Source organism: Mobiluncus curtisii subsp. curtisii ATCC 35241 (assembly GCF_000146285.1).
Classification (GTDB): Bacteria; Actinomycetota; Actinomycetes; order Actinomycetales; family Actinomycetaceae; genus Mobiluncus; species Mobiluncus curtisii.
The window spans coordinates 100370-121074 of the sequence record NZ_GL385912.1 but is presented as its reverse complement, the minus strand read 5'-3'; the positions used below and the strand labels follow the sequence as shown (position 1 = coordinate 121074).

Here is a 20705-nt window from a genome sequence, read left to right as displayed (position 1 = left end):
GCGGCTCCGCCGCTGCCACCAAGCCCACCCGCACACCGCCCACCACAAGCGAACATCACCCCTCAGAAGAACACATGCACGAACGACCGATCCCAAACCAAAATCCGCGCCGCGGCTCCCCTTAGCCTTCGCAAAACCGCTGGTAGACCCGTTTACAGCTGAATCAGGTTGCACCAAAGCGAAACGAAATCGGTCATTCGCGCACGCCCGCTAGATTCCCCAGCGGGAATAAACAGTGGGATTTGGGCTGCAGCTGCCATTATTGGCAGCTGCAGCCCTATTTCCACCTTTAATCCACACAGAACGCGATACCCAGGAAGGTTTCAAGCCCATTGACACTGAAATTGAGGTTATAAACACAGGTATTTAGGCTGGTGGGGCGAGGAGCGTTGGGGGTGACTCAGCGAGAGGCTGGAGGGTGAGCGTTTTGCGACAACAGTCACGCAAAACACGAAAGAACACTCCCCCTACCGCCTCTCACAAACGCCCCCAACAACGAAGCGCCCACCACTAAAACCGATACACTGTTAACGCGATGGCTCACTCGCTTCGCGATGCCCCCTCCTGCTTGGAGCTACAGCGGCGCGACGTCTCCCAAACGTCGCTTCTACGCCTCCTCCGCCATTAACGCGATGAATTACTCGCTTAACGGGGGTAGCGGTTAGTTCAAGTAATCGCGCAAAGATTGAGAACGAGCCGGGTGACGCAGCTTGGACATTGTCTTGGCCTCTATCTGGCGGATACGCTCGCGGGTGACCCCGTAGCGGCGCCCGATTTCGTCCAGAGTCTTGGGCTGACCGTCCTTGAGACCGAAACGCATGGCAATCACGCCAGATTCTCGCTCGCTCAACGTGTCCAAAACACGTTGTAGCTGTTCTTGGAGCATCATAAAGCTAACCGCATCGGCAGGCACTACTGCTTCGGAGTCTTCAATCAAATCCCCGAATTCAGAGTCACCGTCCTCACCCAGCGGAGTGTGCAGGGAAATCGGCTCGCGACCGTATTTCTGGACTTCCACGACCTTTTCTGGGGTCATTTCAAGTTCTTGCGCCAGCTCATCAGGGGTGGGTTCGCGTCCCAGATCCTGCAGCATTTGGCGTTGCACCCGCGCCAGTTTATTAATGACTTCCACCATGTGTACCGGAATCCGGATGGTGCGCGCCTGGTCTGCCATAGCACGGGTGATGGCCTGACGAATCCACCAGGTGGCGTAGGTAGAGAACTTGTAGCCCTTGGAATAATCGAATTTTTCTACCGCACGTATCAGACCTAAGTTGCCCTCTTGAATCAAGTCAAGGAACAACATACCACGTCCGGTATATTTCTTTGCCAGGGCCACTACCAAGCGCAGGTTTGCCTCTAGCAGGTGATTCTTTGCCATCTGCCCGTCTTGAACGACATAGTGCAGTTCGCGAATCTGTTTCGGAGTCATGGTTTCCTGCTTAGTCTTCAACAGGTGCTCCGCGTACAGACCAGCTTCGATGCGCTTGGACAGGTCCACTTCCTGTTCCGCGTTCAACAGCGCGACCTTGCCGATTTGCTTCAGGTAATCCTTGACCGGATCGGAAGTCGCCCCAGCTACGGTCACCTTTTGAGCCGGCTCGTCCGCATCATCTTTTTCAGAGAGGGTATATTCCGCACTGGTTGAGGATTTAGCTTTAGACCCTAGTTTGGTATCTTTCGATTTATCCTCGTGGGAAGCGTCTTCGTCCTCGTCGTCTTCAGTATCCTCAGTGTCTTCCTCACTGTCTGCATCATCTTCTTCTTCGTCGTCGCCCTCGAGGTCTGCTAAATCCTCGATTTCCGGGTCTTCCAGCTCGCCTTCATCAGGTTCGTTGTCCTTATCTTCGACTTCTTCCTCGATTTCGTCCTCGACTTCGAGTTCCGGAGATTTTACAGACTCTTCAGGTAGTTCTTGATTGGTTGCAGACTTCCTCCGCTTCGTACCCGTGCTCGTCTCCGTGGCTTTTGCCTTGGAGCTCCGGGTTTTCCGAGTAGTGGTCTTTTCACCTGATTTGGCACTGGATTTTGCTCTGGTCTTGGTGGTGGATTTCGCCGCGGTTTTCCCTGCAGTTTTAGCGCCAGTCTTTGTGCTAGCTTTCCCGCCAGATTTAGCAGCGGTCTTGGTAGCCTTCGCTGCGGCGCTCTTGGATCCGGTCGATGCCTTAGATTTCGTTGCAGATTTGGCGGTTGATTTCGCCTCCGACTGCGCCTTAGAGACTTTCTGTCCCGCCTTGGTGCTAGCTTTCCGAGTGGTGGAACCAGCTTTGGCGCCTGCTGCCTTGCCGACAGTCTTCCGAGTGGTAGTAGGGCTGGTTTCGCCTTGATTTTCAAGGGACTTTTCGCTGGTAGACACCGAGAACCTTTCGCATTGAGGAATTGTTTCAAAACGTACAAGGCACAATTATAATTTCATACTAACAAAATTGCTCATGACATGGTAAATTTGGGTCATGCTCGAGGAAATTTCCCTAATAGCTGACGTGCGCTCCGGAGTCAGCGCCCGACTTGCCGAGCCGTGGAAATATTGCAACAGCAAAGCCTTAACAAACGCGCAGCTAGACGGATTCTCTGCCCCCGCTAGCGGACTACTCACCCGGGGTAAGCGTTTCCGAGCCATCGCCGCCTACATGGGTTGGATTAGCGCCGCCGGTCCCCTGCGGACAGGTGAGATTCCCGACCAACTGCTGGACCTGGGCGCCAGTCTCGAGCTGTTTCAAACCTCAGCTCTGGTTCATGATGACATCATCGACAATGCCATAAAACGTCGCGGTCTACCTGCTGCGCAAATCGCGTTTATGACGTCTTTCCCCATGGGTGGACCTCGTTTCGGCGATTCCGCTGCTATCTTGTGGGGAGACTTGCTCTATGCGGCTGCAAACTCTTACTTTTCCCAGGCCATCAGCACGCTTTCTGTGGAAAATGCCCATCGAGCCAGTAATTTCTTCGTTACGATGCAAGCCGAAGTGGCTTACGGACAGTTCCTCGACCTTTCCGCAGAGACTCGTGAGCTCTCACCTGATATGCCCCCCTCTCGGGAGGCGGCTATGGAAATTATCAAGCACAAGACCGCGCGTTACTCTGTAGTAATACCGCTGCTGTTGGGAGCGGCGTTGCGCGGCGCCAGTGATTCCCTCATTGAGCAATTGGAAGGATTCGCCACTCCTTTGGGCGTGGCTTACCAGCTGCGTGACGACGATTTGGGGATTTTCGGAGATCAAGAACTGACCGGAAAACCCTCCGGTGACGATATTCGTTCTGGGAAACGTACTGCACAGCTCGCTCTCGCTTGGGAAATGACTGATGACCGAGGGCGAGACTACTTGATGCGCTACTGGGGAGCGCCGGACTTGACCCCACCCATCATCGACAACATTTGCGCCATTATCACCGGTTCCGGAGCGCGACGCGCGATTTCTGACCTGATGAATGAGCACCTGGAGCAATCCCAGGAATTCCTAGACGCTATGCCGTGCGACGCAGAGGTGAAACGACAACTCGCCGCTTTCGGTTCCTCCCTGGTGAACCGCGCCAGCTAATCAGCACTAACTATTCAGAGTGCCAAAGCTCCTGCCACCCTACGCACAGCTTTCTTGCGTCCCGCCCGCAGTGCATTCAACGGGGTGTCCCCTAGGCTGTCGTCCACGCTGAGCATCCAGTTCATTGCTTCGACATCGCTGAACCCGCCATCACGCAACAGGATCAAGGTACCCCGCAGGACCTCCAAGGGTCCGCAATAATCTCCCGCCGATTCAGCTGGCACCAGGAAGACCTGGGGAATACGCAGCTTTCCATCCTCTGGTGAGGGCAACGCTAGCAAAGATAATTCTTTGAGCCAGGAGCGGATAGCTTTCGGTTCCACACCCAGATAAGCCGCCGCTTCGCTGATAGTCAGCCAGATATATTCCTTCCAGATTTCACTCACAATGCAAAACTAATGCAAAAAGCGGCGCGTCACGGGGAGGGACACAGAAATACGGAACAATTTAACCTAGACTTTTGGGCGTGAGTGACAAAGAAACGGAAAATTTCGACGGTACCGGAGCAACGACCGCGGTACCAGCACCCAAACCCACTTCTACAGGACGTCACTCCAACGGCAACATGCCCGATTCTTTCCCGCCTGCCCAGCCCACCCCCGCCAGCCCTCAGGCGCCGCGGGAACCTACGGATCACTTGGTGGGACAGACTATTGATGGTCGTTACGTCATTGAAAAGAGACTCGCCCGCGGTGGGATGGCTACCGTGTATCGGGCACGAGACACGCGCCTGGACCGACCGGTAGCATTGAAAATTATGTACCCCCACCTGGCAGAGTCCCAGGACTTCGTCGCCCGGTTTCGCCGGGAGGCTCGAGCGGCAGCAAAACTGACCCATCCCGGTGTGGTCGCGGTGTATGACCAGGGTAGTGCCCAAGGCTCTAGCTACCTGGTGATGGAACTGGTAAAGGGTCCTAACCTGCGCACCTACCTGCGTTCACGGGGATGCCTGCCGGTCAGTGAAGCCCTCCAAATCACCAGGGAAATTCTCCAAGCCCTCGCCGCTGCGCATCGCTCCGGTCTGGTTCACCGTGACGTGAAACCGGAAAACGTGCTGCTGCCAGAAACTGGTCAGGTAAAGGTCGCCGATTTCGGTTTGGCGCGTGCCGCCTCCGAAGTTACCGCTGCCACTACCGGTTCAATCTTGGGGACAGTGGCGTACCTGTCTCCCGAAACCGTGTCGGGAACAGCCGCAGATTCCCGCGTGGACGTTTACGCCACCGGCATCATGCTTTTCGAGCTTTTGGCTGGAGTCCCCCCGTTTTCCGGCGATTCTCCCATCCAAATCGCCTACGCCCACGTGAACCAAGACGTTCCACGCATCAGGGAGACCCAGCCCTGGGTGCCACAGTCCGTCGATGACCTGATTGCGAAACTCACGACACGGGATCCTGCCAAGCGACCTTTGAACGGGGATGCTGCCCTGGAACTGGTTGACGAAACCATTGCTGGGCTGAGTCCCACCGAAATGGCGCTGCACGGCGACGCTCAGCCCGCACCCGACGCTGTTGAGGTCGACTCGGATCAGGAATTAACGCCGACTCTCAACGAAGTTCCCCTGCCCGGTGCCCCTGGCTCCCCTACGCATCACAAGTCTTGGTGGAAGCGCCGCCGGGAACGTCGGGCAAATTCCGTGCGGAACTCTGATACCCCATCCACAGATACTTCCCACCGAAAGACGCGGTGGTTCTTAATTGGGGGAATTATCGGCGCCATAGTCCTGCTAGCGGCTATCCTGACCTGGTTCTTTATGTGGGGACCGGGTTCGTATCGACCCATGGTGGACGTGGTCAACCAACAGTGGTCGGATGCCTCCAAATCCCTCACTGCCGCCGACGTAACTTTTGAACGTGTGGATGTGTTTGATGACAACGTTCCTGCCGGGAACGTAGCCCGTACCGATCCAGCGCCGGGGAAACCCTTGGGACGTTTCCAGAAGGCAAAGATTTTTGTCTCCAAGGGCGTCGAAATGCTGACGATGCCCGATTTGACGGGAAAGACTCAGGAAGAGGCCTTGGAGCTGGTGAAAAAGGCTCGCTTCAATGCCCCGCAGGTCAGCGAGGAATTCCATGACACCGTGCCGGAGGGGCAGGTTTCTGCCCAAGACCCTGCACCCAATGCCAGTGTGCCGCACAACACGATAGTTAAAGTTACGGTTTCCAAAGGTCGTCAGCCGGTTACGATGCTAGATTTGGTCGGCAAACCAGGTTCGGAAGCTCAAAGTGAATTGACCAAGGTTGGTTTACAGCCACAGGTTAAGGAAGAATTCTCGGATGGCGTTCCCAAAGGCAAGGTCATCAGCCAAAGTGTGGCTCCCAACACGACCCTCCACCATCTCGACCAAGTGACCCTGGTGGTTTCTAAAGGTCCAGAGATGGCAGCAGTACCGAATGTATTTGGTAAAAGCGAAGGCGAGGCCCGCTCTGCCCTGGAGTCAGCTGGATTCACGGTGAATGTAAAGCGTACTTTCGGAGATTCCAAGCGGGTCTTGAATTCCAATCCAGGTGCCGGAACCCAAGCTAAAGTCGGATCCACGGTAACGATTACTCTGTTCTGAACGAACTTAAACCCGGCGGACCGGCGTCGCGACTGCCATTCAGAGTCTCCGGCAGGTTAAAGCGTTGCCACCGGTGACTGATTAAAAACCTAGCGCCGGGAAGTTCTCTAAATCTGCCGGTTGGATGCCCGGTTTCGCTTGCGCCAGCATTTGCGCCACTAAGAAAGCCAGTTCTAGAGCCTGTTGGTGGTTCAGACGCGGATCCACCAGGGTTTCGTAACGGTTTGCCAGGGCGGATTCGTCGATAGTTTCCGTACCGCCAACAATTTCGGTCACGTCCTCGCCCGTCAGTTCCACGTGAATGCCCCCCGGAACTGTCCCGATAGCCTCGTGAGCGGCAAAAAATCCCCGCACCTCGTCCAGAATCGTCTCAAAGTGACGAGTTTTGTAGCCCGAACCGGTCTTTACCGTGTTGCCGTGCATCGGATCGCACATCCACACCAGAGGAGTGCCGGTGTCTTTGCCGGCTTGCAGCAGGGGGGGAAGTTTTTCCCGGATATTGCTGGCTCCCATCCGGGTGATGAAAGTCAGGCGTCCCGCCACGCCCTCTGGGTTTAACCTTTCCACCAGCCCTTTCACATCATCGGGAGTCGAGTTTGGTCCGAGCTTAACGCCCAGAGGATTTTTCACCTGTGACAGTAAAGCCACGTGCGCCCCGTTCACTTGACGGGTGCGTTCTCCAATCCACAGGAAGTGTGCGGAAGTGTCATACAAATCACCGCTGATGGAATCCACGCGGGTCAGGGCGTTTTCGTATTCCAGGAGCAACGCTTCATGCGAGGAATAGAAATCAGTGGTTCGCAGCGCATCGGAGGGAACCCCGGTAGCTTTCATGAACTGCATTGCCGCGTCAATCGCGGTAGCCAGGTCATCGAATTTTGCGTACGCCCGGTTACGCATAAAGCCTTTGTTCCACTCGTGAACTCGGCGCATATCGGCGTAACCGCCCTGGGTGAAAGCCCGAATCAGGTTCAGTGTGGCAGCTGAATACTGGTAGCAGGACATCAGCCGGTGCGGGTCAGGAGTACGCGACTCTGCGGTGAACTCGTGTCCGTTAACGGCATCGCCTCGGTAGGACTCTAACGTCACGCCGTCACGAGTTTCTGTATCAGCAGAACGGGGTTTGGCATACTGCCCCGCCATGCGACCCATTTTGATGACGGGCAGTCCCCCACCGTAAGCCAAAACGACTGCCATCTGCAGGATGGTCTGAATTTTCAGTTTCAAGTGGTCGGCAGTGGATTCAGCAAAAGTTTCGGCACAATCTCCGCCAGTCAGCACGAAAGCCTCCCCGACACAGGCTTGTGCCATCAAGTGTTGCAGTTCATTGACTTCCCCGGCAAAAACCAGTGGCGGACGCTGCTTCAATGCTGCACAGACCGCAGAGACCTGGTCTGGGTCAGGATAGCGCGGCTGCTGGAGGGCAGGTGCGCCACGCCACACAGTTTCAAAATCTCTAAGTGCATTCAAGACCATTTTCGCGTTTCCATTTCGTGTTTGCCATTAAAAAGCCCCGCTCCGGGCAACTTTCTACAGTTTAACCCGGAGCGCGGCGAGTGAGAAAACCTAAAAAAGCCTAGGCTTGACCAATCTCCTGGAGCATCTGGCGGAACCACGGCAGGTTCACGTCGAAAGGCTTGCCACCCTTGATGCGCTGGAAATCAATACAGCTCAGACGGTTACCATTTTCTTCATCGTGCCCAATAACCCCGGATTCTCCGGCGATGGCACACTGCACACCCAGGTCCACCATGCCCTTGATGAGCTGCAAGTCAGCTTTATTGGACGGGGCAGAACGGGCGAAATAGCCAGATTTTTGAACCAAGACTTTTTCCGCGTCGACTGCCTGGGCGAAACGTTTGGCAAAGTATTGTCCCGGATTGATTTCATCCAGACGCACGTGACCGAACGCATCACGATTGACGACCTGGTTTTGGGCTTCCATCTCTGCCACGATGTCCATGACCCCGGCACCTTCAGACAGGAAAATGTTGACCGTATCGTTTTCGTCCATAATTTTCTTAAGGCGCTTGCCTTCGGACTCAATGTCCATGTGCATTTCCGGCACATAGATGCCGTTAATATCCCAGTGTTTGCGATCCAGCCCGACCGAAGGCACAAAGGTTTGCTGGTCCAGCCACTCGCGATACAGCTTTGCCGAGTAAGCCGTCAACCAGCCACAGTTGCGTCCCATTACCTCGTGGACAATCAACATCCGCGGAGATACCCGGGATTCCGAAATGATGTGTTGGGCAAATATGGAAGTATTTTCTGCCGCGGTGTAGGCACCTAAGGATTGGCGAATCGGCACCACGTCATTGTCAATCGTCTTGGGCAGCCCCACCACAGTGAGGTGATAGTTGTGCTCCTCCAGATAAGCTGCCAAATCGGCAGCGGTCGTGTTCGTATCGTCCCCCCCAATGGTGTGCAGCACGTCTACGCCGTCCTTCACCAATTGGTCCGCGGCGACTTTCAGCGCATCCTCGCCTTCCTTGATGAGACCGCGCTTCACCAGGTCGGCGGTGTTCGTCAACTTGACCCGAGAGTTCCCGATGGGTGAACCACCGTAGAGCTGCAACCGGGCGGCATTAGCCCTGGCATCATCATCAATCTGCAAGTATTTGCCGGTGAGCAGACCGTGATAGCCGTGCTCGTACGCGATGATGTCCACCTCCGGTTCCAACTCGGTGTACCGTTCAATCAACATGCCCACCGCGGTGGACAGACACGGCGCAAAACCGCCCGCTGTCAACAGAGCCACTCGTTTCAGAGCCATATTTCTGCCTTTCTTGTTATCCTATTTCTTTACATTCTGGGGTTCGTCGCCTGGTTGGGCGGCTACATCTGGTTGTGTATCGGATTGTCCCTCCGCGGGAGATGCCTCCGCCGTACCGACCTCACTAGCGGCGGTTTCGGAGTCTTTGCTGGTTTCCTTGCTGGTTTTGCGCTGTATCTCCAAACGCTTTTTCACATTGGCGGCATATTCATCCACGTATTCCTGCCCGGACAGCAGCATCAGGTCATACATGACTTCGTCGGTAATGGAACGCAGCACATAGCGGTTGTTTTCCATGCCCTTGTAGCGAGAAAAATCCAGAGGTTTCCCGATGATGACACCGATACGTTCCAGCTTCGGGATGGTCTTGCCGATGGGCTGCGATTTGTTCGTTCCCACCATTGCCACCGGAATAATCGGAGCGCCACTGATGAGAGACAGTCGGGCAATCCCCGTTTTACCGCGATAAAGCCTGCCGTCCGGAGAACGCGTGCCTTCGGGATAAATACCGAATAGGTCGCCGCGTTCCAAAACTTGCAGTCCCTTATCCAAAGCGACCTGGGAAGCCTTACCACCGGAACGATCCACTGGAATGACCCCCACGGACTGCATAAAATGCTTGGTAATCCAGCCCTTTATACCGGTACCGGTAAAGTAATCTGATTTCCCGACGAAAGTAATTTCCCGTTTAATCATCAATGGCAGGAACACTGAGTCAATAACCGCGAGGTGATTGGAAGCCAAAATTGCCGGACCGGTTTCGGGAATGTTATCTGCTCCGCGTATCCACGGCTGAAACAAGAGGTGCAACAACGGTCCAGCGACAAACTTTGGAAATCTGTACACAGTCGATACCTCCAGTGCCCACAGGGCTTCATGTATAGTTCAATTATGACGTTTCGTAATCGAAGCGGTCACAAGGATCGCAATGAGGAAACCCCTGAGGAAGTAAACCGTCGTTTCGAGCAACTCGCGGCGGCTACTCCTGAACTCGGAGGTTTCGGACCTCGGGACTGGACCCCAGTGGAAGACACCGAAGGTTTCGTAGCGCCCAATCCCCCATTACCGACTTTGCGGACCCGCACCAAGGTCGGCTGGCTGCTGCTGGCTGCCGCCATCATCGGCTTCGTAGTCTTGGGAATTACCCAGCCGATTTACTCGGCAGTGGCAGCTACTTTGTGTTTGATTGCCCTAGCGGTGGGTTTAGGTTTGCTGCTGCCCCTCCGCCGTCACTAAGGCATTCAGGCAGTCTCTGCAAGAGCCTGTCGCAAGGCAGCCATCACCGCGTCTGCCTCATAAGGAGCGGGCACGCTATAGCTCGCTCCAGACCAGCGTGACATCCATTCGTCCTGTTGACGAGCCACCAGCATGATGATAGGCGGGACCTTATCCGCATGGATATTAAGCCAACGCGCCACTGACTGTCCACCCTCCTGATAGGTTTCTGCGTCAAGCACCAGTGCCGCGTAGCGGTCTTCGGCAAAATTTTGTTTCACCGCATCCGACGTCGCTACTTCCTGCCATTCAATCGGTGGCATATCAAAACTACCGCTGAGTCCGGCAGCATCCATGACAGCTTGACGAGTATGGGGATTGCCACTGAAAAGCATGACTTGCACGGCATCAGTGCCAGCTTTTGCTTCCATAGAATTCGCTCCTTTACTGAAGACATAAACATTTTACCTACCTATTGGGTGCACACCAAACAGTTCAGCATCCCCCACGACCGTCGGGTGTCACCCCTCCGGTCGAGCCGAAAACCCTTGTGACGTCCGCCCTATCCCAGGGTCGGAAGAGCGATAGCGTCTACAATATCGACAATCTGGACTACTCCGCGCGGCGCGGATTTGTTCGGAGGTCCCACCATCACCAGGCGGGAACCGACATTTTTCCCCACGGCTTTCATGGTTTCCGCATCCGCCCACAAAACTCCCTTACCGTTAATCCAGGTAGAAGTGGGTTTGTCACCCCAAGAACCAGAAACAACCACATATCCCACTTGGTCGCCAGCTTGAATAGGCTGTCCCTGACCTTCCAAAGTCCAAACGTTAAAAGGCTTGCCGGGAACTTTTGAACCTTCGATATAAGCCGGTTGCGGTTCGGTGCCGGGTCCGCAATAGATACGCAGACCGTCAGGAAGTTTTGCCCCGGTGGGCTTTGACTGCCCCAAAAGTTGGGTGTAGGCGGCCAATTGGGTTTCCTCCATCACGGGAGGCGCGAACAGAATGTCTATCACGAAAACCAAGGTTTCACCGGCTAACGGGTGATTCTTGCCCGGCAGAGGCTGACCGGCGTCTTTGGCAGCTTGTTCCCGTTCCGTAAGCTCCCCGTAGGCTAGGCGCGGCGGAATGACAAGCTCAATCCGATCGCCAACGTTGCGTCCTGCCAGACCCCATCTCCAGCCTTCAATAATGTTGCTGCCCAGAGAGAAAGAAGCGGGTTCACCTTTTTGCCAGGAGTCGTCAAAAACCTCACCGTTCCACTTTTGTCCCTTGTAGTGGACGATGACGTCTGCGTTTGCCGAAACTACTGTCCCGGTGCCTTCATGCAAGACCGTACGGATAAAATCTTTCGGAGCCGGTCCTGTCCCCGCCGCAATGTTCGGTTCCGTTCCGAAACCATCGGAAGGGTCGACGGCAGGAACCGGTCCATTTTCCACCGGCTTAACCGCTGCGGGTTCCGCAGACGTGGCTGGGGTAATGGTGTTCACACAGTTTTTCGGATTGGCAAGCGGAGCATTTTGCTCCTTAGGGGTCTCTTGGCAAGCTGTCAAACCCGCGACCACTAAAGCAAACAGGGAAAGTACCGCTAGTCTCTTCTGTAGGTATTGCAAGATTGCTCCTCTTTTTCCAAAATTCAGGTTTTGTGTCCCGCTCGCTGCGGTATTAACGACTGGAATCGTAAGCGGCAACCAGCTGTAACAAGGTTGCCTGGGGGTCAGCAGTGGGCGTAGCCGGAGTGATGACCAAGACCAGACTTCCCAATGGCAGATCAGCCAGTCCCATGGAATCAGCTGAAACTGAAATCATCTCACTGGCATTCCAGTCCGCAGCGGTGGTCTGTCCGTTCCAATCTGTGCTGACCCGCTTCACAATGACGCCCTGTCCCGCTTTAACCGCCGGACCGTCACCGGTGGCGTAGACTGCGGTGTCTTGGGCAGAGGGATATGCCCCAGCTGCGGCAGTGTTCAGAGTGTAAGCTCCCTGTCCGTCCGGGTTGATGCTAATACCGTTTGGCAGCGGGTTATTGGTCGGAGTGACTTGGAACTTGGAGGCGGCGTCTGGAGACACTGCTAAACGCACGTCGACCACGTAAGCTAGCGTATCGTCCTTTTTAACCCCGATACTGCTGGAACCCATCTCACCGTATGCCTGGCTCGGAGGCAAAATCATCAACACCCGTTGACCGACCTTGACCCCACGGAGTTCTTTCCAGCCTTCGATTGGCGGGTGAGCCAGTGAAATCGCGCGAGGACCGGCAGTATCAGTAATGGTGGAATCGGGCATTACGGCTCCGCCCCAAACTTTGCCGTAATAATCGACGACGACCAGGTCACCGTCTTTGACTTCTTCGCCTTTCCCGTCACCATCATCGAGAATCTTCATCACGGGCGCTTCCGGAGGCGGGGCTGCCGGGAAATTAATCTCCGGTATCGTCCCGAACTGAGGTGAAGCCACAGTGGGCATCTCGCTACCAGCAGGTTTAGAACAGGCAGTCAGCGACAGCGCGAGACTGGCAGCCGCTAGGGCGAAAGCAAATTTACGTAACACAATACTCCCCAGGAATACTCAAGTTCAGAATTGTCCAAACCCGATTTTACCTTGAACCAACCGACATTCGAACCTAATCGTCATTGACTTTGCAACTTTGTGTTTCCCGTTCCGTTGGATTGCCTTACGACGATAGAGAAACGGCGAGCCTACAGAACCAGGCTCGCCGTAACCTCCGGTTGATTTTTCTCTAATGGAATCTAGTGGAAAGATCCTCCGCAAGAACAAGTATTGGCAGCATTCGGGTTATCAATCACGAACCCGGTCTGAGCCAGGGTGTCCTGGAAATCTACGGTGGCACCAGCCAGATAGGGCACGCTCATTTTGTCGACAACCAGTTCCACGCCATCAAAATCGCGCACCGCATCGTCTTCGGACAGTTCATCGTCAAATTCGAGTTGGTAAATCAAGCCGGAGCAGCCTCCGGGAGCTACGCCCACGCGCAACCGCAAATCATCGCGACCTTCCTGTTCCAGTAAGGATTTAATCTTGGCTACGGCGGCATCTGTTAAAGTGACTTCGTGGGTCAAGGGAGAAGTCTCCATCTATATTCCTTTCATGAGAAAACACTGCAACTTAGTTTAACCTTATTTGCGCCGTTTTTCTTCCTCGGTTTCTGTACCCTCCCGAACTGGAAATATCAGCGCCGGTAGGCATTTGATTTCTCTCAATCGGGCAAACGCCACGTTTGACCCAAGATACGCCCCCACTGCGCGGCACTACGTGCGGGGTGTTCGGCGAGGAAGTAAGCTTGCGCGATGCCAGATTCCTGCAGCTGGCGACGTGACAGCGGGGAATCGGCAGCCAAAACCACCACCGGTTGAAGACCTCGCCGCGTCGCCCTCGCGACGACCAGGTTCGCTAAGTCAGTCGGGTCGGGGACGTCGGTGATTTCCGGCTGAATGACCAGGTACAAATCCGCCTGCGCATCCAGTTGGACTTGCCGAGGACTGGCAATCGTCAGTCCTCTCACAAGCGCCGTGCCGCCACTGTTCGGGGCGGGATTGGCTGGCGTGGTTAGGGCGGGACTCGCGTTTCTCGATTTCACCGGCTGCGACGACTGCGTTGACCGTAAATCTGCCACCTCTAGGTGCAGGGTGTCAGCCAGATGGTTCTGGCTCCAAGCGCCGCAAAAGTCCTGGGCAAATTCGGCGAATTCGGGGGTCGCCAGGATTTGTATCCGCACCGAGTGCCACCTAATTCTGGGGCGTGTTCGCATCCTTGGCTAGACGTCCCAATAACAGAGACTCAGCAAGCACTGCTCCCTGCAAATCCGCTATATCTTGGGACTCGTTCTCAGAGTGAGCGTTGGTGTAGGGATCCTCGACCCCGGTCACGAGGACTTCGGCAGCGGGGAAGAATTCCTGGAACGTGGCGATGAACGGAATCGAACCGCCTTGACCGATATTGACGCTCTTGACCCCAAAAGCATCAGTCAGGGCTCCGTGCATCAAAGCCAGCACCGGAGAGTCCAGGTTGGCGGCATAAGCTGGTCCAGTTTCCAGGCATTCCACACTGACCTCGGCACCGAAAGGAGCGTTTGCTACCAGGTAATCCGACAGCGCTTGCGCCGCCTTTTGAGGATCTTGACCGGGCGCGATACGCATCGAGATTCGTGCTTTCGCCTGCGGAATGATGGTATTAGAGCTGTTCGCCACGCTGGGCGCGTCAATCCCGATGACGCTGATAGCCGGCTGGGTCCACAGGCGGGAGGCAAGGTCCCCAGTCCCCGTCAGTTCCAGACCTGCCACGGCTCCCATTTGTTTCCGCAAGTCATCTTCCGGATAGTCCACGTCCGCCACCGTCTTCGTCACCAATCCGGGAACCGCCACACTGCCCTTCTGATTGTGCAAAGTAGCGAGGAGCCGGCACAGGCAGGTCAAGGCATCTACGGTGACCCCACCGAAAGCTCCGGAATGCACGGCGTGATCCAGAGTTTTGACGTTCACGTCTACGCTCAACACACCGCGCAGACCCGTGGTCAGGGCTGGCTGGTGAACGTCCCAGTTCCCGGAATCAGTCACGATGATGACATCGGCTTGCAGGAATTCCCGATTCTGTTCCAGGAAGGCGTTAAAGGTCGGAGAGCCGACTTCTTCCTCACCTTCGATAAAAATTTTCACATTGACGGGCAGTTTGTCTCCCCACGCGCGCAGCATTCCCAAATGGGTCGCTACCCCCGCGCCATCATCACTGGCACCGCGCCCATAGAGGCGTCCGTCGCGCTCCACTGGCTCAAACGGGTCCGAGTCCCACTTGTCCAAATCCCCCGTGGGCTGCACGTCATGGTGGGCATAGAGCAGCACGGTGGGAGCCCCAGCTGGTCCGGACTTTTCAGCCAAAATTGCGGGACGAGAAACCAGCCCGGTTTTCGAATCTGTCACGGTCACAATGCGTGCCGTCGCGCCGGCTGCTTCCAAATTTTTCACGATGTATTCCGCGCTGACCTGCATGTCCGAGGCATGTTCCGGCAGCGAGGACACCGCGGGAATCCGCACCAGGTCTTTCAAGAACTCGACGACATTGTTGAAATCGGCAGTTACGCGTTCGCGCAAGGTTACTTCCTCCACCGCATTTTCCTTTCCCTTTATTCATTTGCCGGTCGCTTTCCCGGTTTTCCAACATAAAAAATCTGTGGCATGATTTGCCTATCATGAGTCTATTAAAAAAGCCACAGCCCAGCGAATCTAAAAACCCAGGGGAATCTAAATCCTCCACCAATCCACGCCAAAAGAAGGGACCAACCCCCTCCCGAAAACAGCAGGAAGCCCGCAACTATCAAGGGCTGCTAGGCGTTGATAAGAAAATCGCGAAAGAACGAGCACGTGAGGAGTCCCGCCGTCGCTATGAACGTGAACAGGAAGGCTTACGCACCGGTCGCGAGGATTTGCTGCCTTATCAACATCGCGGTCAGGCTCGTCGGATGACCCGTGATTTCATCGATTCCCGCTATTCTTTTGCCGAATTTATGCTGGTCACGATGCTGGTGCTCATGGCTCTCAGCTTGATTGCTGTTTCTATTTTGAACCGACAAGACACTGAACTGGCACAAAAGGTCAACACATGGACCTTGTTTGGCTCATACGCAGCCTTGATTCTGGGCATGTTAGATGGCGGTATCATCGCAGGACGAGCCCACCGACAGTGCGTCAAGCGCCTGGGCTTGGAAAATATCCCACGTGGATTGCGCTGGTACGCCTTTACCCGCGCCATCATGATTCGCCGGTGGCGCAGCCCGAAGCCGCAAGTAGCGCGGGGCAAAGCTGCTAAGCAACAGCAAAATTCCCGGTAATTTCACAGGTTTTTATTAAAACACCGTAAATTCAGCGGTAGCGAAACCGCAAGAGTCTCCGCCCCGGTCCTAAAACTTATAGACTGGGCATCATGGAAACACGTTTTTTAGGTAACTCTGGACTTAAGATTTCTTCGCTGGTTCTCGGAAACTGGCTCACCCATGGCGCTCAAGTTGATGATAAGGCTGCTGAAAAAGCCGTTCGGGTTGCTCTGGAAAACGGAATCTTTACTTTCGATACCGCCGATGTTTACGCCAATGGCGCTGCCGAAAAAGTCTTGGGTCGGGCTTTGCGGGACGTGGATCGTCAGGACTTGGTGCTGATGTCCAAGGTTTATTGGCCGGTCAAGGGCTTCGGTCCGAATGACGCCGGACTGTCCCGCAAGCATATTTTCGAGTCTTGCCACAACTCGTTGAAACGACTGCGCACAGATTACCTGGATGTTTATCAGGCCCATCGTTTCGATTACGAAACTCCGCTGGAAGAAACCATGCTGGCTTTTGCTGACCTGGTGCGCGCCGGCAAGATTCTTTATGTCGGGGTTTCCGAGTGGTATCCCGACCAGATTCGTGATGCCGCGCATTTGGCTCGCGAACTAAAGATTCCCCTAATTTCTAATCAGGCTGAATATTCTCTGCTGTGGCGAGTCGTCGAGGACGGGGTCGTCGAGGCTTGCGAACACAACGGCATGGGACACCTGTGTTTTTCTCCTCTGGCACAAGGGGTGTTGACTGGCAAGTACCGTCCGGGAGAGACTCCGAAAGAAAAGACGCGCGCTGCCCACAAAGCTGGCGCCAAGTTCATGCGCCGGTGGATGCAGGACGACCTGCTGGCAGCGGTACAAGGCTTGCGCCGAGTGGCGGAAGAAGCCGGGTGCCGCATGAATCAGCTGGCTTTGGCATGGCTGCTGGCACGTCCCAATGTTTCCGGCGTCATCATCGGAGCTTCCAAAGCATCTCAGATTGAGGACAATGTAGGTGCCCTAGACGTAACTATTGACGACCATTTGAACGCTCTTATTGACGATGTACTGGGTAAATTCGTGGTTCATACGCAACCCGAAGATCATCCCAAGTCGCCGTTGCAGCGTCCCTAGTGCCGTTTCTCGACCGTCCCGATTAGACTTGCCATTATGTACAAGTTTGTGTTTCGTCACCTTTTCGTGAAACTCGATGCCGAGTGGGTCCACCGGCGCGCTATTGACTGGCTGGAATTTTGGGGGCGTTTCGGGTTGACCCGCCAGGTGGCTGCCCGGATAGTCCACCGCGGCGAACCAACTTTTACTTGGCCCCTGCCTCGTCCTAACTTCGATTCCGCCCCTGCGGGGACCAAGTTCCGGACTTACGGTCCCCTGGGATTGGCAGCAGGCATGGACAAAGAAGCCCGTGCAATCGCCATGTGGGACGCGCTGGGCTTCGGGTTCATGGAAATCGGAACCATCACTCCCCTGCCGCAACCCGGTAATGACCGTCCTCGCTTGTGGCGTATCCCGCAACAGCGTGCCCTGCGCAACGCGATGGGTTTCAACAATGAAGGTGCCCGTGCAGCAGCCCGCCGGCTTCGCCGCTGGCGAGCCGAATACGGCGAGCGAATCATCATCGGAGCTAATATCGGAAAGAATAAGGTCACTCCCCCCGAAAAAGCTCCCGCAGATTACCGTAAAGTCACGCGGGTATTGGCTGCCTTGGTGGATTTCCTGGTCATCAACGTGTCCTCCCCCAATACCCCCGGATTGCGTGACCTACAGGCAGTTTCCTCCTTGCGTCCCATCGTCAAAGCGGTGCAGCGCGAACTGGAGTCCCAAGGGCTATCCGAGCTGCCCGTGTTTGTAAAAATTGCTCCGGATTTGGTCGATGAGGACATTGCCGCGGTGGCACAGCTGACCATGGATGAAGGCTTGACTGGGGTGGTAGCGACCAACACGACTATTAAGCACGATTTGGGAGCCGGTGGAATGTCTGGAGAGCCATTGCGAAACCGCGCCCTGGAGGTCGTGAAATTATTGCGAGAACACCTGAGTCCTGAAAAAACCATTATCGGGGTCGGCGGTATCACCACTCCTGAGGATGCCCGCGCCATGCTGGCTGCCGGTGCGAACCTCATTGAAGGATTCTCGGCATTCATCTATGAGGGTCCCGCCTGGCCAGCACACCTGAATCGGGAACTGACCCACAGCTAGCTACTGACCGGGGAGAAACAGCCTGCACCCCACACGTATCGAGTCTGATTCCCGCCTAATCCCACCAAAAACGCCACAGCTGCTGATTCAGATGTTGGTTATGAAAGGCGTTGATTTCATCGGGACAAGCGTCCTCTCCCAATTCAAATCGTTTCAAACCGGCATAGGCGGCGTGTGCATCTTCGTTGTCAGTTGCAAGCCCCAGCAGCTGCGGAGAGACGAAAATAGTATCTATACTCAACCGTTCATCAAAGCGCTGGGGTCCAATCATGTATCCGGAAAAGAACGCCTCACCGGGATGCTTCGCCACGAACTGCAACAGATCCTGCACCCGCGGAGCGTAGTTTTGCCGCTCGTCCAATGCATTGGGCGGTATCACTTTCAACAGCTGAGTCGCTAACCACGCGTCCCCGTCCGAGTAAGGCAGATAGTCAACCATTTCCTCCACCTCCACATCGGGATATTCCCGTGCCATGTCGAACCACATCCAATCCGAGTAAGGCAGCGTGAGAGTGGTGACTCCTTCCATCACTGTCCAACCCCGAGGACCATAGATGCCGGGGTCCAGCAGCGGATTGCCGATGAGTCCCCGCAAACTTTCCAAAGACATGGTCTTTGCTAAGTTACAGCGCTCACAATCGCAGCTAACGTCGTGATGCGGTACTTCCTTTGCCCTCCAATTGCGCAGTTCCTGCATAATTTCCAAAGTCGCCATAGATGTTCCTTTCTGTTTCCCCCAGACCCGGCGGTAGTGTGACTTCTCGGTTTTCAGTGTTCTCGTAACCAGTACTAATGTCGAGAAAATATTTCGTTACCTGTGGAAAACCCAGATTTTTCCGCCCTTGTGGAAAACCTAGCAAATCCGCGTATTTTCGGTCTAAAGTTGGGATTTATAGAGAATAACAGGCACAATTAAGCGTGCTGATTGACTTGGATTCCCTCACTGCTTACCCGGAATATCTCCATGACTATACCCAGTTAAAAGACGTGAATCTGCGCCGCAGTCTGGAAGCCGAACAGGGACTGTTCATGGCGGAATCAAACGAAGTCATCGGTCGCGCCCTGCGCGCCGGGTTTACTCCGCGTTCCCTGCTATTGGCTCCGCATTGGTTAGAGATTATCCGCCCGTTTCTCGCTGCCAGCCCCGCCACCGGATTTGCCCCCGATGGTGGTCCCATTCCTGTATTCGTGGCTTCAGAAGACCTGTTGGAACGCTTGGTTGGTTTCCATTTGCATCGCGGGGCTATTGCGGCAATGCTCCGCAAACCTGCCCCAAATCCGCGTGAAATCCTGAAACATGCCTCGCGGGTCTTGATTCTGGAAGATTTGGTGGATCACACAAATGTGGGAGCAGCGGTGCGCAGCGCCGCGGCCTGCGGCTATGACGCAATTATGGTCACTCCCTCGTGCGCTGACCCCCTGTATCGCCGGGCAGTACGGGTTTCCATGGGCACGATTTTTCAAGTGCCTTGGACCCGGCTGGAGCGCTGGCCTGATCCGGCACTATTCCATGAGGCGGGGTTTGAACTGGCTGCTCTGGCATTGCGGGAGGACTCCCAGGATTTGCGAGATTACGCGATGGAACTGGGCGCTGCTCCGAGTCGAAAAGTAGCTTTGATTGCGGGAGCTGAACGGGACGGATTGAAACCGCAGACGATTGCTCGCGCCGATAAAGTGGTGCGCATCGCGATGGCTCACGGAGTCGATTCTCTCAACGTGGCAGGTGCTATCGCTATCGCCTGCTGGGCGACCGCCACAAACCGCCCGTAAACGGCTGCTCGCCAACCCAAACTTATGATTTCGACGCCAGCAACCGCTGCAGCCAGTCCAAAGTGTCCTCTGGGCCGCTCACCGCTTGACACGGCACCCCGGTTGACAACACCGGATAGTCATTGCCCCGTTCATCGAGACGGTCACCCAAGAACACAAGGTTGCGCGGTGTATATCCGGTCGATTCCAGCAGGGAACGGATGCCGTAGGCTTTGTCCACTCCACGAGCTGTGACATCCACCGAGGTCGCCCCACCGCTGCGTACCTCCAGCTGGGAGAGCCGTTCTCTCAAAGCTTTCACCAAAGCGGATTTTTTAGAACCATCTGGGTCCCAGGCTCGTTTTGCCGCGAGCGGGGCTTGCTGTCCCAAAGCGGAAAATGTCACCTGAGTGCCACGGTCCTCAATGATATTTCCCCACGGCGAGACAGCCCAGAAGCCGAGTTCACGAGCCGTCTTTTCGATGGTTTCAACAGCCTGTCGCCGCAGGTCCGCCGCCAAATCTCGACGGTAGACGCGCACCAGCCGCTCCGGTCTCGTGCCCGGTTCTATCCGGTAGTACTGGGTGCCGCAGGTGGGCAGCAGATGCAGCGTGCATTGCGAAGCCAGTTGATTGGCGAGTCGGGACAGAACTTGGGATTGGAACTGAGAGAGTTGACCACCAGAGATAATGGCGACCTCATAGCTGTTCAGCAGCTGAGCCAGGGCAACTGCCATCTCTTCGTCCAGGGGCATTTTTGAGTGCGCCAGTGTGTCGTCCAGGTCAAAAGCAACCAGACGCAAATCAGCAGGAAAGGTACAGTGCCAGCTCACGAGACAATCC

At 55.3% G+C, this 20705-nt stretch carries 20 protein-coding genes; 7 read left to right on the top strand and 13 right to left on the bottom strand.

The genetic code is table 11. The features are described from left to right. Positions 1-661: 661 nt before the first annotated feature. Positions 662-2356, bottom strand: a complete 1695-nt coding sequence (locus HMPREF0574_RS00540) for an RNA polymerase sigma factor (protein WP_004006705.1) — start codon at positions 2354-2356, stop codon at positions 662-664. Positions 2357-2453: 97 nt separating this feature from the next. Here HMPREF0574_RS00540 and HMPREF0574_RS00535 point away from each other — a divergent pair, with 97 nt between their 5' ends. Next, positions 2454-3539, top strand: coding sequence for a polyprenyl synthetase family protein (locus tag HMPREF0574_RS00535; RefSeq protein ID WP_004006704.1), 1086 nt, complete (start codon positions 2454-2456; stop codon positions 3537-3539). A 14-nt stretch (positions 3540-3553) separates the two neighbouring features. Here HMPREF0574_RS00535 and HMPREF0574_RS00530 read toward each other — a convergent pair whose 3' ends face one another. Further along, the gene (locus tag HMPREF0574_RS00530) at positions 3554-3925 is read right to left on the bottom strand and encodes an Rv2175c family DNA-binding protein (protein ID WP_004006703.1); all 372 of its coding nucleotides are present in this window, start codon (positions 3923-3925) and stop codon (positions 3554-3556) included. A gap of 179 nt (positions 3926-4104) precedes the next feature. On the opposite strand from HMPREF0574_RS00530, the gene pknB reads away from it, so the two are divergent. Further along, positions 4105-6096, top strand: a complete 1992-nt coding sequence (gene pknB, locus HMPREF0574_RS00525) for a Stk1 family PASTA domain-containing Ser/Thr kinase (protein ID WP_004006702.1) — start codon at positions 4105-4107, stop codon at positions 6094-6096. A gap of 81 nt (positions 6097-6177) precedes the next feature. On the opposite strand, the gene HMPREF0574_RS00520 is transcribed toward pknB, so the two are convergent. From HMPREF0574_RS00520 to HMPREF0574_RS00510, 3 genes are all read right to left on the bottom strand, one after another. Continuing rightward, the gene (locus tag HMPREF0574_RS00520) at positions 6178-7572 is read right to left on the bottom strand and encodes a class II 3-deoxy-7-phosphoheptulonate synthase (protein WP_004006701.1); all 1395 of its coding nucleotides are present in this window, start codon (positions 7570-7572) and stop codon (positions 6178-6180) included. Positions 7573-7672: 100 nt separating this feature from the next. Beyond that, positions 7673-8872 carry a pyrophosphate--fructose-6-phosphate 1-phosphotransferase gene (locus tag HMPREF0574_RS00515; protein ID WP_004006700.1) on the bottom strand — a complete coding sequence of 400 codons (1200 nt, stop codon included), beginning with the start codon at positions 8870-8872 and terminating at the stop codon, positions 7673-7675. 21 nt (positions 8873-8893) lie between these two features. Then, positions 8894-9718: a lysophospholipid acyltransferase family protein gene (locus HMPREF0574_RS00510; protein ID WP_004006699.1), complete on the bottom strand. Its 825-nt coding sequence runs from the start codon at positions 9716-9718 to the stop codon at positions 8894-8896. A gap of 45 nt (positions 9719-9763) precedes the next feature. On the opposite strand from HMPREF0574_RS00510, the gene HMPREF0574_RS00505 reads away from it, so the two are divergent. Next, positions 9764-10108 (top strand): hypothetical protein, encoded by a 345-nt coding sequence (locus tag HMPREF0574_RS00505; protein ID WP_004006698.1) that lies wholly within the window; start codon positions 9764-9766, stop codon positions 10106-10108. Positions 10109-10113: 5 nt separating this feature from the next. Here the strand turns inward: HMPREF0574_RS00505 and HMPREF0574_RS00500 are convergent, their stop codons facing one another. From HMPREF0574_RS00500 to HMPREF0574_RS00475, 6 genes are all read right to left on the bottom strand, one after another. Further along, on the bottom strand, positions 10114-10518 hold the full coding sequence (locus HMPREF0574_RS00500) for a response regulator transcription factor (RefSeq protein WP_004006697.1): 405 nt from the start codon (positions 10516-10518) through the stop codon (positions 10114-10116). Positions 10519-10649: 131 nt separating this feature from the next. Continuing rightward, positions 10650-11705, bottom strand: coding sequence for an FKBP-type peptidyl-prolyl cis-trans isomerase (locus tag HMPREF0574_RS00495; RefSeq protein WP_004006696.1), 1056 nt, complete (start codon positions 11703-11705; stop codon positions 10650-10652). Between the two features lie 52 nt (positions 11706-11757). Next, positions 11758-12642, bottom strand: a complete 885-nt coding sequence (locus HMPREF0574_RS00490; RefSeq protein ID WP_004006695.1) for an FKBP-type peptidyl-prolyl cis-trans isomerase — start codon at positions 12640-12642, stop codon at positions 11758-11760. A 200-nt stretch (positions 12643-12842) separates the two neighbouring features. Continuing rightward, the gene (gene erpA / locus HMPREF0574_RS00485; RefSeq protein WP_004006694.1) at positions 12843-13187 is read right to left on the bottom strand and encodes an iron-sulfur cluster insertion protein ErpA; all 345 of its coding nucleotides are present in this window, start codon (positions 13185-13187) and stop codon (positions 12843-12845) included. Positions 13188-13309: 122 nt separating this feature from the next. Further along, positions 13310-13828, bottom strand: coding sequence for a hypothetical protein (locus HMPREF0574_RS00480; protein ID WP_004006693.1), 519 nt, complete (start codon positions 13826-13828; stop codon positions 13310-13312). Positions 13829-13838: 10 nt separating this feature from the next. After that, the gene (locus HMPREF0574_RS00475) at positions 13839-15212 is read right to left on the bottom strand and encodes a dipeptidase (protein WP_004006692.1); all 1374 of its coding nucleotides are present in this window, start codon (positions 15210-15212) and stop codon (positions 13839-13841) included. An 83-nt stretch (positions 15213-15295) separates the two neighbouring features. On the opposite strand from HMPREF0574_RS00475, the gene HMPREF0574_RS00470 reads away from it, so the two are divergent. The 3 genes from HMPREF0574_RS00470 to HMPREF0574_RS00460 all read left to right on the top strand — a co-directional run bounded on the left by HMPREF0574_RS00470 (position 15296) and on the right by HMPREF0574_RS00460 (position 18114). Next, positions 15296-15934: a DUF3043 domain-containing protein gene (locus HMPREF0574_RS00470; protein WP_004006691.1), complete on the top strand. Its 639-nt coding sequence runs from the start codon at positions 15296-15298 to the stop codon at positions 15932-15934. A gap of 92 nt (positions 15935-16026) precedes the next feature. Next, entirely contained in the window at positions 16027-17031 is a 1005-nt protein-coding gene (locus tag HMPREF0574_RS00465; RefSeq protein ID WP_004006690.1) for an aldo/keto reductase family protein, read from the top strand. Between the two features lie 36 nt (positions 17032-17067). Beyond that, complete coding sequence (locus HMPREF0574_RS00460; RefSeq protein WP_004006689.1) at positions 17068-18114, top strand: quinone-dependent dihydroorotate dehydrogenase; 1047 nt, start codon at positions 17068-17070, stop codon at positions 18112-18114. 55 nt (positions 18115-18169) lie between these two features. Here the strand turns inward: HMPREF0574_RS00460 and HMPREF0574_RS00455 are convergent, their stop codons facing one another. After that, positions 18170-18829 (bottom strand): hypothetical protein, encoded by a 660-nt coding sequence (locus HMPREF0574_RS00455; RefSeq protein WP_004006688.1) that lies wholly within the window; start codon positions 18827-18829, stop codon positions 18170-18172. A 203-nt stretch (positions 18830-19032) separates the two neighbouring features. On the opposite strand from HMPREF0574_RS00455, the gene HMPREF0574_RS00450 reads away from it, so the two are divergent. Then, positions 19033-19884: a TrmH family RNA methyltransferase gene (locus HMPREF0574_RS00450; RefSeq protein WP_004006687.1), complete on the top strand. Its 852-nt coding sequence runs from the start codon at positions 19033-19035 to the stop codon at positions 19882-19884. A gap of 22 nt (positions 19885-19906) precedes the next feature. On the opposite strand, the gene HMPREF0574_RS00445 is transcribed toward HMPREF0574_RS00450, so the two are convergent. After that, entirely contained in the window at positions 19907-20695 is a 789-nt protein-coding gene (locus HMPREF0574_RS00445) for an HAD-IIB family hydrolase (RefSeq protein WP_004006686.1), read from the bottom strand. Positions 20696-20705 lie beyond the last annotated feature (10 nt).